A 13,075-nucleotide genomic window follows, 5' to 3' on the forward strand; every position below is an offset into this window, starting at 1 on the left:
GTTGAACGCGAGCGCCGGCTCGGGCCGGACCGGCGTGTCGGCCCTCCTGGCTTTCGTGTGTGGCGTGATCGCCGTGCAGACGCTGGCCGGGCTGCCTTCGCCGATCCTGCTCGCCGGCCTCGCCATCACCGCTCTGGCCCTGCTTCTCCGCCGCCGGATTCTCCCTTGCGCCTTCTTGCTGGGCTTCGTCTGGGCCTCGGCCTTCGCCTCCGTCCGCCTGCACGACGAGCTGCCTCGCGATCTCGAAGGCCGGGACATCACGCTCGAAGGCACCGTTGCCAGCCTGCCGGAACCGAACGAGCGGGGCGTGCGCTTCGAATTCGACGTCGGCCGGATCATCGGCCCGGAGGGCGCCCGCGTCCCCGGCCATCTCCGCCTGACCTGGTACGACACCGGCCGGACCGTGCGCGCCGGCGAGCGCTGGCGCCTCGGCGTCCGGCTCAAGCGCCCTCATGGCATGCTCAATCCCGGCGGCATGGATTACGAACTCTGGCTGTTCTCCCGGAACATCCGAGCGCTCGGCTATGTGCGCGAATCTCCCGGCAACGTCCTGCTGAACCCGGCCAACCCCTGGCTGCCCGGCGCATGGCGCCAGCAGCTATCGGACCGCATCCACGCGACCCTGGCCGAAAGCCCGTTCGACGGCGTGATCCGGGCGCTGGTCATGGGCGCCGAGGACGCCATCACCCCCGGCCAGTGGGAGGTGCTGCGGCGAACCGGCACCGCCCACCTGATCGCCATTTCCGGCTCGCACATCAGCCTCATCGCCCTGCTCGCCTATAGCTTCGCGGCCAGGCTCGCCGCGCTGCTGCAGGTGATGCGCTGGCCGCCCCCCGCCGTGGCCGCCGTGGCGGCGGTCGCAGCGGCAGCCGCCTATTCCGCCCTCACCGGTTTCGCGATACCGACCCAAAGGGCGCTGATCATGATCGCGATCGCCGTGGGCGGCATCATCGCCCAACGCCACCTCCGCCCAGCCCACACCCTCGCGCTGGCCTTGGCCGCCGTCGTCCTGATCGACCCGCCGGCCGTGACCTCGCCGGGATTCTGGCTGTCCTTCCTGGCAGTCGCGTTCATTCTGTATCTGCTGACCGGCCGGCTGCATCGCCCCGGTCTCTTGCGCGAGCTGGCCTGGACCAACTGGGCCACCAGTCTCGGACTCGCCCCGGTGCTGCTGTTCTTCTTCGGTCAGATTTCGCTGGTATCGCCCTTGGCGAACCTGTTCGCCGTCCCTGTGCTGGGACTGGCGATCACCCCGCTGGCGCTGTTCAGCGCCCTGATGCTCTTGATCTGGGCCGAGGCCGGGGCAATCTTGATGGAGTTCACCGAAAGGCTCGTCGCCTGGGCCTGGCAAGCTCTCGAATGGCTCTCCGGCTTGTCCTGGGCGCAATGGCAGCATGCCGCCCCGCCGCCGCCCATGGCCCTGCTCGCCGCTTTGGGAGCGGCCGTGCTGATGATTCCACGAGGAATTCCGGGACGCTGGCTGGGCCTGTTCCTGCTGCTGCCAGCCGCGGCCCATACTCCCGATCCGCCGCCCGAAGGGCGCTACCGGCTCACCTTGCTGGACGTCGGCCAGGCGCTGGCCAGCGTCGTGGAAACCCATGCCCACACGCTGGTGTTCGACACCGGAGCCCGCCTGAGCGACAGCTTCGACATGGGTGCGGCGGTGGTCGAACCCTATCTGCGCAGCCGCGGCATTTCGGCCATAGACACCCTCGTGGTGAGCCACGGCGACAACGACCACATCGGCGGCGCGGCGACCCTGCTTCGGCGTTTCCCGGTCACAGCCGCGCTCAGCAGCGTGCCGGACAAGCTCGCGCATCCCGGGGCGAAGGCCTGCCGGGCTGGGCAATCCTGGGAATGGGACGGGGTGCAATTCGAGATGCTGTGGCCGGACGGCCCGGCCGACAATGACAACGACGCGTCCTGCGTGTTACGGGTCAGCGGCCTCCAGGGCAGCGCCCTGCTGACTGGCGACATCGAACGCGGCGCCGAATCCAGCCTCGTGGCCCGCTACGGAGCGGCGCTCGCCAGCACGGTGCTGGTCGCACCGCATCACGGCAGCAAGACCTCGTCCAGCCCGGAATTCTTGGGAGAAGCGCACCCTGCCCTCGCCCTGGTTTCCGCCGGCTATCGCAATCGCTGGGGATTTCCCAGCCCGCAGGTCGTCGAACGCTACCGCCGCTTGGGGATCCCGCTATTGGACACCGCCAGTGGCGGAGCCCTCATCGTCCAATCCAGCGACAGCGGCGGCGATCCGGAAGTCCAACCCTATCGCTGGAGCTATCGGCGCTACTGGCACGACGCCACGCCTACGAAAGAATCCCCTGCTGGCGAAGGATCTCGATAAGGTCGGAGACATCCCGGCCCTCCACGGACAGCACCACCCGGCCCTCACCCTCGCCGACGCCCTGGTGCTCCAGCGGGCAGAGGCAGATCAGCCCGGAATGGGTGACGAGCTGGGCGGCGCGGATCAGCTCGGCACCGAAGCCCTCGTCGTCGAGCACCATCGCCGGATGCCCGATATCGAACAGCGCCCGTTCCAGACGATAGGCCATGTCGAGGCGACCGGCGCCGGTGAGCCAGACGGAGACGGCCTTCTGGCCGAAGCGGGCGGCGCGCTCCTCGGCGGTGACCTTGCGGAAGCCGGCCTCGCCCTGGACGGGTCCCACGATCATGCCGGCGCCGACGGTGACGTTGGTCAGCCGGTCGATGACGATGAAGGCGCCGGTGCCCTTGCAGCGGGCATAGGCGTCGAATGCCAGCGGGGCGCTCAGCGCCAGCTCGCACAGGCCGATCTCGTTGAGGTTGAGCTGGCCGGCCGGGTGCCGGTCCAGGGTGTTGACGTCGATCCGGTGGCGGATGGCGGCCACCGAGCCGGTCAGGGTCCGGGTGGCGTGCTTGAGGAGGTACTGCCGCCCGGGGATCAGCGGGGCCTCGGTCATCCACACCAGATGCGCTTCGAAGCGGCTGTCGAGGTGCGGCAGCCGGTCCGGACGCACCAAGAGGTCGCCGCGGCTGACGTCGATCTCGTCCTCCAGGGTGAGGGTGACGGCCTGGGGCGGGAAGGCTTGGTCCAGTTCGCCATCGTAGGTCACGATGGACTCGATCCGGCTGGTGGTTTTGGCCGGCAGCACCAGGACCGGGTCGCCGGTCTTGAACACCCCGGCGGCGACGGTGCCGCTGTAGCCGCGGAAGTCGAGGTGGGGGCGGTTGACGTACTGCACCGGGAAGCGCGGGTCGTCGAAGTTCTGGTCCTGGGCGATCTCGAGGGTGTTGAGCAGTTCGAGCAGGGAGGGCCCGCCGTACCAGGGCATGGCCGCGCTCGGGTGCACCACGTTGTCGCCGTTCAGGGCGGAGATGGGAATGAAGCGCACGTCGTGCAGCTCGAGCTTGTCGGCGAAGGCGAGGTAGTCGGCGCGGATGCGGTCGAACACGGCCTGGGCGTGGTCCATCAGGTCCATCTTGTTGATGGCGACCAGGACGTGCTTGATCCCGAGCAGCGAGACGATGTAGCTGTGGCGCCGGGTCTGCACCTGCACCCCGTGGCGGGCGTCGATCAGGATGATGGCCAGGTCGCAGGTGGAGGCGCCGGTGGCCATGTTGCGGGTGTACTGCTCGTGGCCGGGGGTGTCGGCGATGATGAACTTGCGCTGCGCCGTCGAAAAATAGCGGTAGGCGACGTCGATGGTGATGCCCTGCTCGCGCTCGGCCTGCAGGCCGTCGACCAGGAGGGCCAGATCCAGCTCGCCACCGGTGGTGCCGGATTTGAGGCTGTCGCGCCGCACCGCGCTGAGCTGGTCCTCGTAGATCATCTTGGAGTCGTGCAGCAGCCGCCCGATCAGGGTGCTCTTGCCGTCGTCGACGCTGCCGCAGGTCAGCAGCCGCAGCAGCTCCTTCTTCTCGTGCTGGGCCAGGTAGGCGTGGATGTCGGTGCCGATGAGGTCGGATTGGTGTGACATGGCTTAGAAATACCCTTCCTTCTTCTTTTCTTCCATGGACCCGGCCTGGTCGTGGTCGATGAGCCGGCCCTGGCGCTCGGAGGTCTTGGTCAGCAGCATTTCCTGGATGATCTCGGGCAGGGTGGTGGCGTCGGATTCGATGGCGCCGGTGAGGGGATAGCAGCCCAGGGTGCGGAACCGCACTTTCTTCAGCATCGGCACCTCGCCCGGTTCCAGCGGCATGCGCTCATCATCCACCATGATGAGCATGCCGTCGCGCTCGACCACCGGCCGCTCGGCGGCGAAATACAGCGGGACGATGGGGATGTGCTCCAGGTAGATGTACTGCCAGACGTCGAGCTCGGTCCAGTTGGACAGGGGGAACACGCGGATGCTCTCACCCTTGTTGATCTTGCCGTTGTACAGGTTCCACAGCTCGGGGCGCTGGTTCTTGGGGTCCCAGCGGTGGTTCTTGTCGCGGAACGAGTACACCCGTTCCTTGGCGCGGGATTTCTCTTCGTCCCGGCGGGCCCCGCCGAAGGCGGCGTCGAAGCCGTACTTGTCCAGGGCCTGCTTGAGCCCTTCGGTCTTCATGATGTCGGTGTGCTTCTTGCTGCCGTGGACGAAGGGGTTGATGCCCTGGCGCACCCCGTCTTCATTGACGTGGATGATGAGGTCCAGCCCCAGCTCCCGCGCCCGCCGGTCGCGGAAGGCGATCATGTCGCGGAACTTCCAGGTGGTGTCGACGTGCATCAGCGGAAACGGCGGCTTGCCCGGATGGAACGCCTTCATCGCCAGGTGCAGCATCACCGCCGAATCCTTGCCGATCGAGTACAGCATCACCGGCCGCTCGAACTCGCTCACCACTTCGCGGATGATGTGGATGCTCTCGGATTCCAGGTGCTTTAGGTGGGTCAGTTTATGAGCGTTCATGCGGTGCAACGGACAAATAAGGTCTCGATAAAACTTGCAGAGAATACCATAACGCTACATCCTGCTCACCGGTCGCGCTTTCCGCTCGAACCAGGCCATTGACTCCCCACCGCCGAAGCGCTATATGGCCGCTCAAGGAGCCGGATTTCACCGCTACGGCCCCGCGGACATTCACCCCGATATGGGTTTGGACCAAAACAGAAAAGCTAAGGCAACCTACAACACGGAGGACGGCATCATGAGAAATTTCGAACAGGTCAAGGATGTTCTGGATCATGGCAAGGCACTCCACGATCAGATACGGAACTACTACGAAACCCTGAAACAACAGGCGGATAACTCACAAATCCGGCTAAAAATGGCCCTCGACTACCTGAGCCGGCACGAAGACGAACAGAAGGAGATGCTGGAGCGATTCGAGGAAAATGCCCGTAGCGCAATCCTCGATACTTGGCTACAGTTCGCCCCCAGCGACCACGTCGAAGAGCTGTTGGCAAACGCGGCGCCCCGCCCCGACATGACTGTCGACGAAGTGGTGAAGATGGCCTGCGCTTTCGACGACGCGCTCGTCACCTTATACAAGGAGGCCGCCGCCGAAATGGACGATCCCAAGGCACGGGACGTCTTCAACAACTTGGCCGAGGCGAGCGAAAAGGAGAAGCAGCGCATCATCCGCGACACCCAGCAGATGCTTCATGAAATCTGAAGCCGCGGGCGGAGGGCGCCGCGGCGCCCTCCATGGCTGCCGCCATTTCTGGTATGATTCCCGTTCGCTCGACCGTCAGGGAAACTTTCTCTGAAACACGCGGTCTCATCATACGACTCGGGGGCGACATGGCTTCGACGTGGATCGCGAAACCTGAGGTGCATGCCGAGGTGCAGATAACCTCGTAAATCAATCTGCAAACCAAATAAACGCCAACGACGACGTTTACGCACTGGCCGCTTAAGCCGGCCGGCCTCTGATCAGCAGCTCGCTTACAAGCGGCTGGTTGGGGGTAACCCAATTGTAAGCTCGCGCTGAAGCCTGTCCGGAGCCGAAGCGCTAAAACCTTACGGAATCGCCGTACGTCTTCCCTGCCTCTCGGGTAGCGTCCGGTTAAATCAATAGAGAGGATACGCATGTAGAACCAATGGCAGAGGATTTGCGGACGCGGGTTCAATTCCCGCCGCCTCCACCATACACAAGGGCTCGGACAATCTCCGGGCCCTTTTTCTTGCCTGAAATCCTGCACCACGCGGGATTCTGGTCGCCGGTGCGGCGGGTGCGACTTGCCGAAACGCCATGTTGTCAGCGTTTTTGGCTCCACCAAACCCGGGGCGGTTCAGAGGAGTATTCCCTGCTGCGCGCATCGAAGATTTGACTCGCGCGCTGTTCTATCGAGTACTCGTCCAGCATCGTCATCCCGCCCAAGCCGTAGTCATCAGCACTGCGAAGTCTCGCCGTGACAGCACCTCGGAACAATCCCGCCAGTCTTTCTCCGGTGGCTCCATCGTGCCCGTATAGCGCAGGTCAAATCCCGTCGCCTCTTTCTGAGCATTGATGAACTCGTCCATCTTTTCCCCGAGGGTCTCGATGTCCTCGATCCATTCATCCTTGATGGTGTCTGGAACCGATCCAAACAAGTCGTAGCGATTGCGCATCCGCTCCGACAGGCGTTCGTAGATTTTCTCGTCCACGGTTTGCTCATTCACTAGGTTGAGCATATCCACGGTTTCGCGCTTCTGGCCGAAGCGCTTGATGCGTCCGATCCTCTGTTCGAGGCGAGTCGGGTTCCACGGCAAATCAATATTGATCAAAGTGCCGAGCGTTTGAAGGTTCAGGCCTTCGCAGGCCGCATCTGTAGCAACCATGATGCGGATCTCGTGTTCAGCCACCATTTTTTTGAGCGTTTCCCGCTCGCACGTCACGCTATCGCCACGTTGATACAAGCGACTGCGGCCTGCACCAGCATACAGGCCAATTGCCTCATCCGGGTACCGCGCAGCCAACTCGTCGGCGACCCACTTGGCCGTATCGTAGTACTGACTGAAGATAATGACTCCGAGCTCGCGCCACTTTTCTCTTTCCAGGTAATGGATAACGGCGTTGAGTTTTGGGTCTTCCTCAATGTGCTCTAGGCGACTGATCAGACGGAGCAAAACCTCGCGCTCTTCGCCGCTTTCAACCTTCAGATCAACTTCTTGCTCATCTTCCTCTTGGCGGATCGTCCGGCCCTCCAAAAGCATCTTGGCGGTACTGAGTCCTGCCTGAATGCTGGAGCAAATGCGTTGCTCCATGAGGTTCTTCATGAACCCGCCGCCCTGGCCGAGCTTACCGAGTGCCTTACCAAACAAGCGCGCCTCTCGATAGGCTTCACGGAAGTTCTCATTGGTTCGCAGCGCCTTGGCCTCAAATAGCGCATCGAACCGCCGTGGGTCGCCTACAAGCTGGCGATCTGGATGAACGTCGACACCGACCTTGGTCAACAGTCCAGCCTCTTCGAGGCTGACGCGTTTGCGCAGTACGACGTGACGCACCAATGGGTTCTCTCGCTGGAATAGGGTGGCACCGGAAATTCGGCGCTCCAGCTCATCTTCCAGGATCTCACGGGTGTCCTCCGTCAAATCTGTAACTGTCTTGGCGGTTTGCCATTCCCCATTGACGACCCCCAAATCCTGGCGAATGGCGCTGAACAACCTTCTTGCGCGTGGCTCTTGGGTGGAGTCAACCAGGGGTAAGGGCGATTTCAGAAGTTGCCAAGCAAATCCAACATCCGTGACCTCCTGCTCACCGGAAAGGATAGGCAGCACATCACGAGGCCGGTGCCACGGCGCAAAGTCATTGCCGAGGACAAAGTTGCCCTTGCCTTGGTGAAGAATGCCGATCAAATCCCACAAATCCTCGGGTTGGGTCTGGATCGGGGTGGCCGTTCCCAACAACACATGGTCCGCGCGTGCGGCGATCTCGCGCATGAACGCCAGCAGTTCATTCGGCGTGCCGGCTTCCTTGCCGAAGCCTTGACGGGTTCTGGCCTTGTGCGCCTCGTCCAGAATGACGACGCCGAAGCGCAGACCCAGCAGATGCTGCTTTTCCAGCGAATCGCGCATCATCAGGCCCGTCGAGACGATGCCGATGCGCAGCGGGCAGCGGGCGATCTGCTCGCGCCCTGCAGGCGAGATAACGCGCTCTTCTGTGTCCAGCCAGACCTTGCCTACGGTATCCCAACGTGCGGTCGGAATGCCCAGCTTGTCCAGCATCTCGGTCTGCCATTGTTCGGTAAGCGTGGCCGGGGCAAAGATCACCACCGGGCGGCGCGGGCCGTTTTCCTTGTCGGACAGCAGGCACAGCGTGAGCGCCGCCGTGGCGAGTGACAGCGTCTTGCCCAGCCCCACTTCGTCGGCGAGCAGCAGCCTCACGACACCGTATAGTCGGTAGTGGCGCAAACACTCCGTCAGAAAGCCTTGCTGCCACGGCTGGAGTTGTTGTCCCTCGCGGTACAGCGGCGACTCGATCAGCACCGCGGGTGCCAGGTCTTCTTCGTCCTCGATTTCGGTAAACTGGATCTCGCGCCGATAACCGCGTCTGCGCACTTCCCGGATCACGGCCTGCGGCAGCGGCTTGGCGGCGTTCCAGAGAAAGTCGAACTCCTCCTCGATCCACGCTACTCCCTCCGGCGACTCGTCTTCCCACAGGATTTCGTAGTGGCGCTGCCAGCCGCTGCGTGTCTCGTTCATCGAGCCAATGAAGCCCAGCCTGCGGCCATCGGCCAGCGTGATCACGCCCGCCTTGCCATGCACGAAGCCGCAGATATCGTCAGGCGCGACGCGTACAGCCTGTCCATGCTTACGAAGGAAGGCGTCCAAACGCCGGTAGCGCTCGCGGTTCAGCAGGGCTTCAGCTGCCAGGCCACGTTCGTTCCAGCGGCCCAGCATCTTGCTCTCGCGCAGTTGCGCCACCTTCAAGTCGTCAGGGTGGATGTCCACATTGCAGACGATCTTGACCTCGGGGATGTGCTCCAGCGCCTCGCCTGCCACCTCGAACAAGGAGCTGGTGAAGTAGCCCGCAATGCGCTTGTAGCTCTTGGCACCGGCCAGATGCTGCATCAGGAAGCTGGCATCCAGGCGGTGCGTGCGCGAAGAAAAGCGCCGAATGCCCATGCCTCAAGCCCTCACTCGCCGAAGCGCAGGTTCTTGAGGCGCGCGCCCAAGACCTCAGCGGCAGTGCGCACCTCCGGTTCCGGTGAGTTGCGCTCGATGAAGGCCAGCATGTCCACCAGCAACGGGCGCACCTCCAAGAAGTCCGCCATTTCGCCGCGCAACTGATCGACGATGACCTGCGGCTCGGCGTCCTTCAGCCGTTGTTGCAAGGCGATGATCAGCCGCCCCAGCCGGGTGGCGCCGATCTCAGTGGCCTCGGTCAGATCACGCGAGGCGAATTCGCTGATGCGCTTCAGGCGCGCGTGGTTGGGGCGCATGTCGCCCATCACGCGGCTGTAGTCCGTCACCCGGAACGCCTTGGCGAAGTTCTGGTAGTTGTCCAGCTTGGTCGAGCCGGTGGTCTTCATGTCCAGCATCCGCAGCACGAAGCGCTCGATCCCAGTGAGTTTGGCCCACGTCTCTGCAGACAATTCTTCGGGCACCAGCAGACTCGACGCGGTCTCAGCCGCCTGCTGCACGATTTCGTCCACCACGGTGACCTCGCCCCGCACGCGCGGGCGCAGGGCATAGCGGGTGACATCCTCGCCGCCGATGTGGGTGTAAGCAGTCAGCACCTTCAGCGCCGCCGCGTATCCGGCCATCTGCAAGTCGGCGTCGCTCCACACCGGCTCGCCGTGCTGCGTCTTCACGGTGTCATTGAGGTGCATCATGGTTTCGATCTGGCGCGCTACTTCCTGCCGCACGGCGGGCAACAGGCGCTGCTTGAAGCCGGTGCGTTCGCCTGCGGCGCGCTTCTTCAGCATCAGGATGACCGTGCCCTGGACGTAGCCGCCTTTCTTGAGTTCCGAGGTGGTTTCGGTGGCGATGTACCACGCGGCCACCACTTGCAGGCCCGCCGCCCAGAAGATGCCGATCAGGTCGCCCCAGACGCTGGTGTCCTGATGCGTGAACATCACGCATTGCATGCCGTTGTCCGGCATGTGCTCGGCCATCGCGGTGTAGGCCGCGACCATGCCGCGCCGGAAATCTTCATCCTCACCTTTGATGGCAAGCGCGCGGCGGCTGTCCCAGACCCAGTGCGCGAACTCCGGCGGCGGGTTCTTGCGCAGCCAGGCGATGAAGAATTCGGTGATCTCCTCGTACTTCACCGCGTCGGCGTAGGGGGGGTCGGTGATGAAGAGGGGTATGAGTGGATGAACACTGGATAGCTCATCAGCCGCCCGGCAATTGATCGATTTTTCGATGGCGTTGCTAAGCGAGTCAATTGGGAAATTCGGCCGCAGGTAACCCTGTAAATTAGCAACCCCCCTATGCCCATAGTTGAAAAGCGTATTGAGCGCTTGGTTATCGAAAGTGTTCGAGGTGTTACCTCCTGCGCCTTTACTCCCACTCCCATTCCATCGTGAAAGCCTGCTGTTCAGATCGAGGGTAGCGAAGATAGAGAATGCATGAAAAGCTGAGGCTTGCTTTCGCATCAGCGCCCCCAGCAGCAACTGCCGCGGGTTGAAGAGATGGTGCCAGTGGGTCCAGCCGCGCGTGCGGATCGGCTCGTCGGTCTTGTCCCCCGGCTCGATGCGCATGTCGGGCACCCAGCCCTGCTCCTGCCACTCGGCCAGGTGCTTGGCTACATACTCCTCGACGATGCGCTCGCGCTCGAGGTCCTCCTCGGTCACCGCCCGGAACTCGTAGTCGTAGCTCTTGCCCGAATCCCTGGGCCGCATCCACTGGATGCAGTAGAGCCGCTCCTGGAAGATGTCCTCGGGCCGGGGCTTGAAGTCGTGCTTCTCCCACAGGCGCAGCTGGTTGCCGGTGGTGCCGTCGGGCTTCTTGTAGTCGCCGCGTAGCGTCGAGATCTTGGTGCGGTACTCGCGGCCATCCACCGTGTGGACCATGTAGGGGTCCTGCCCGCGGCCATCCGAGCGCACCGTGCCGAGCTCCGCGGCCTTGAGCTCCGCGTCGCTCACGTCGGAGCGGATGGCGATGTCGTAGCGTTTGCGCCCGGGGTCGGGCACCAGCTCGGCGGTCACCTTGTAGCCCTTGCTCACCACCAGCGTCGGCAAGAGCGGCACCATCCAGCCGGTCTGCGGGCAGCGGACCTCGACGCAGTAGAGAAACACCTTGGCGCGCCAGCCCTGGCCGTCGGTCTCGATGCCGAGGCGGTCGATCTCGGCCAGCACCTTCTTGACCAGCGCCTGCTGGTCGCGCTTGAGCTGCTCGCGCTCCTCCTTGGAGCCGCCGACGATGTGGAAGGCGCCCCAAGTCAGCATGCAGGCGATGGGGTTGAGGTCGGAGGCGTAGGCGTCGCAGCCGATGCGCGCGGCCTCGAAAGGAATGGAGCCGCCACCGCAGAAGGTATCGCCCACGCGCGGGCGGTGGCCGTAGCGCAGGATGCCCAATTGCTCGACCAGCTCCGGCAAAGACTGCGCGTTCACACCCAGGTGGGCGTAGTGACGATTGACCTCCGGCCACACCGGGGCGTACAGCCAGTCCTGATCCACTTCTTCCGGACGCTTGCCCAGGCTGGCCTTCTCTTCGTAGCTGGATAGCGTGGTCAGCGCCTGCCGGTACAGCACCAGCTTGTCGTCGTCGGTGAGGTCGCGCCGCCAGCCGCGCCCGCGGAAGTAGCGTTCCGGGTCGGCAATCGGAATCAGCGCTTGCAGTTTGCTGGCAGAAAACGCATTGGCCGCCAGCGCGCGGCGCGCCAGGCCTTCATCGTCGAAGGCCATCAATTTCTCGAAGATGGCAAGATCGGCCTCCGCATCGCCGGTGGCGGGCAACAAGCTGCCCAGCACGATGGCCCGCACCAGAATCAGCGGCTTGCGGCCCTTCCAATAGGAACCCAGACCGGTCAGGGTTTGACCAGCACCGGCCTTGCGTTCACTTTGCGCTTCGAACGACACCTTCTGCGCCGGGAAAACCGTTTCAATCAGCGCGGGTGCGTCTTTCAGTGCCAGCGGCGTGAGCGTTGTCGTTGTTGTCTTTGCATGCATCGCTTGTTCTTCTTCAATGGGTCGCCAGGCCTGCGGGCGGCAGCCAGCCCTGCGACTTCAGCCGTTCCTCCGCGATGGCGAGCTGGCGGGGCGTGAACTGCTGCTTGCGGGGGTTCCAGGCATAGACCCGACGCGCCACGCTGTCGTGTTGGGTCGCGCCTTCGCGGCTCATCACCCAATGCACGGTGGCCAGCAGCTCCAGGCCGTAGGGCGATTCGAATCCTTCGACCAAGCGTGTGACGCGCTCGAAGCGGATGCGGCTGATTTCGTGCTGGTCGAGGAAGTCCTTGGCTTCCTCGACTGCACCGGGCACGAGGCTCAAGGGCTTGTCGGGGGCGTCGCCGCCGTCGGCGTAACCCGCGATCAGGTGACCTTCGACCGTGCGCAGCACGTGGCGAAGATTTTCCGCGTAAGGGCCATAAGGCCCCTTGACGTACTTCAGCCGCAGGGGCTCCCCCGCCTCCTGCATGAAGTACATCAGCTTGTGGACTTCCAGCAGAGTGACGAAGGGGTCGAGCAGGCCGTCAAGGTAACGTTGAATGAGTTCAACCAAAGCAGCACGGCCTGCCGTCATCTTGGGCACTTCCCGGACGTGGGCCATCCTGTCGCTGGCGGGAGCGCCGTTGGGTTCGAACACCAGCACCTGCACGTCGGCAAGACCCGCCAGGGCTCGCTCGATGCGAGGGCGCACCTCGTTCCAGTCCAGCCCACCCAAGCCACTGCCCAGCGGGGGGATGGCAATGGAGCGGATGCCCTTGTCGCGGATGACCTTCACGAGATCGACAAGGCCCGACTCGATGTCTTCGATACGGCTTTTGCCGCGCCAGTGGCGCTTGGTCGGGAAGTTGATGATGAAACGTGGCGGCGTGAGTTGGCCGGTCTCGAAGACGAACATGCGACCGGGCTGCACGGTTTCGCGCTTGCAGGCAGCCTCGTAAGCCTTGAAGTTTTCGGGGAAGGTGTTCTTGAACTGCAAGGCGATGCCGCGCCCCATGACGCCAACGCAGTTGACGGTGTTGACCAGCGCGTCTGCCTCGCACCTAAGGATATCGCCAGAGGTGTATTCGATCATGG

The 13,075-nt window shown here is 63.5% G+C and carries 7 protein-coding genes and 1 other RNA gene; 3 read left to right on the forward strand and 5 right to left on the reverse strand.

Features of this window, described 5'->3' with window-relative positions:
- Nucleotide 1 precedes the first annotated feature (1 nt).
- Nucleotides 2-2,347 carry a DNA internalization-related competence protein ComEC/Rec2 gene (locus tag GNH96_RS00260; protein WP_228719930.1) on the forward strand — a complete coding sequence of 782 codons (2,346 nt, stop codon included), beginning with the start codon at nt 2-4 and terminating at the stop codon, nt 2,345-2,347.
- On the opposite strand, the gene cysN is transcribed toward GNH96_RS00260, so the two are convergent.
- The gene (cysN, locus tag GNH96_RS00265) at nt 2,310-3,959 is read right to left on the reverse strand and encodes a sulfate adenylyltransferase subunit CysN (protein WP_169601217.1); all 1,650 of its coding nucleotides are present in this window, start codon (nt 3,957-3,959) and stop codon (nt 2,310-2,312) included. The genes GNH96_RS00260 and cysN overlap by 38 nt on opposite strands.
- Before the next feature lie 3 nt (nt 3,960-3,962).
- Nucleotides 3,963-4,871: a sulfate adenylyltransferase subunit CysD gene (gene cysD, locus GNH96_RS00270; protein WP_169601219.1), complete on the reverse strand. Its 909-nt coding sequence runs from the start codon at nt 4,869-4,871 to the stop codon at nt 3,963-3,965.
- Between the two features lie 238 nt (nt 4,872-5,109).
- Between cysD and GNH96_RS00275 the strand changes: the two genes are divergently transcribed.
- Nucleotides 5,110-5,577: a ferritin family protein gene (locus GNH96_RS00275; protein WP_169601221.1), complete on the forward strand. Its 468-nt coding sequence runs from the start codon at nt 5,110-5,112 to the stop codon at nt 5,575-5,577.
- Between the two features lie 119 nt (nt 5,578-5,696).
- Nucleotides 5,697-6,052, forward strand: a transfer-messenger RNA (tmRNA) gene (gene ssrA, locus GNH96_RS00280).
- A 220-nt stretch (nt 6,053-6,272) separates the two neighbouring features.
- Here the strand turns inward: ssrA and GNH96_RS00285 are convergent.
- The 3 genes from GNH96_RS00285 to darG are packed head-to-tail and all read right to left on the reverse strand — an operon-like array spanning nt 6,273 to nt 13,073.
- The gene (locus GNH96_RS00285; protein WP_169601223.1) at nt 6,273-9,011 is read right to left on the reverse strand and encodes a phospholipase D-like domain-containing anti-phage protein; all 2,739 of its coding nucleotides are present in this window, start codon (nt 9,009-9,011) and stop codon (nt 6,273-6,275) included.
- 11 nt (nt 9,012-9,022) lie between these two features.
- On the reverse strand, nt 9,023-12,001 hold the full coding sequence (locus GNH96_RS00290) for an anti-phage-associated DUF1156 domain-containing protein (protein ID WP_169601225.1): 2,979 nt from the start codon (nt 11,999-12,001) through the stop codon (nt 9,023-9,025).
- 13 nt (nt 12,002-12,014) lie between these two features.
- Nucleotides 12,015-13,073, reverse strand: coding sequence for a type II toxin-antitoxin system antitoxin DNA ADP-ribosyl glycohydrolase DarG (darG, locus tag GNH96_RS00295; protein ID WP_169601227.1), 1,059 nt, complete (start codon nt 13,071-13,073; stop codon nt 12,015-12,017).
- Nucleotides 13,074-13,075 lie beyond the last annotated feature (2 nt).

The sequence above is a fragment of the Methylococcus geothermalis genome, assembly GCF_012769535.1.
In the GTDB taxonomy this organism is placed as follows: Bacteria; Pseudomonadota; Gammaproteobacteria; order Methylococcales; family Methylococcaceae; genus Methylococcus; species Methylococcus geothermalis.

Excerpts from the sequence above, each read along its gene's own strand:
- cysN (WP_169601217.1), bottom strand. The coding sequence starts at position 3,959 with ATGTCACACCAATCCGACCTCATCGGCACCGACATCCACGCCTACCTG.
- cysD (WP_169601219.1), bottom strand. The coding sequence starts at position 4,871 with ATGAACGCTCATAAACTGACCCACCTAAAGCACCTGGAATCCGAGAGC.
- GNH96_RS00275 (WP_169601221.1), top strand. The coding sequence starts at position 5,110 with ATGAGAAATTTCGAACAGGTCAAGGATGTTCTGGATCATGGCAAGGCA.
- GNH96_RS00285 (WP_169601223.1), bottom strand. The coding sequence starts at position 9,011 with ATGGGCATTCGGCGCTTTTCTTCGCGCACGCACCGCCTGGATGCCAGC.
- GNH96_RS00290 (WP_169601225.1), bottom strand. The coding sequence starts at position 12,001 with ATGCATGCAAAGACAACAACGACAACGCTCACGCCGCTGGCACTGAAA.
- darG (WP_169601227.1), bottom strand. The coding sequence starts at position 13,073 with ATGATCGAATACACCTCTGGCGATATCCTTAGGTGCGAGGCAGACGCG.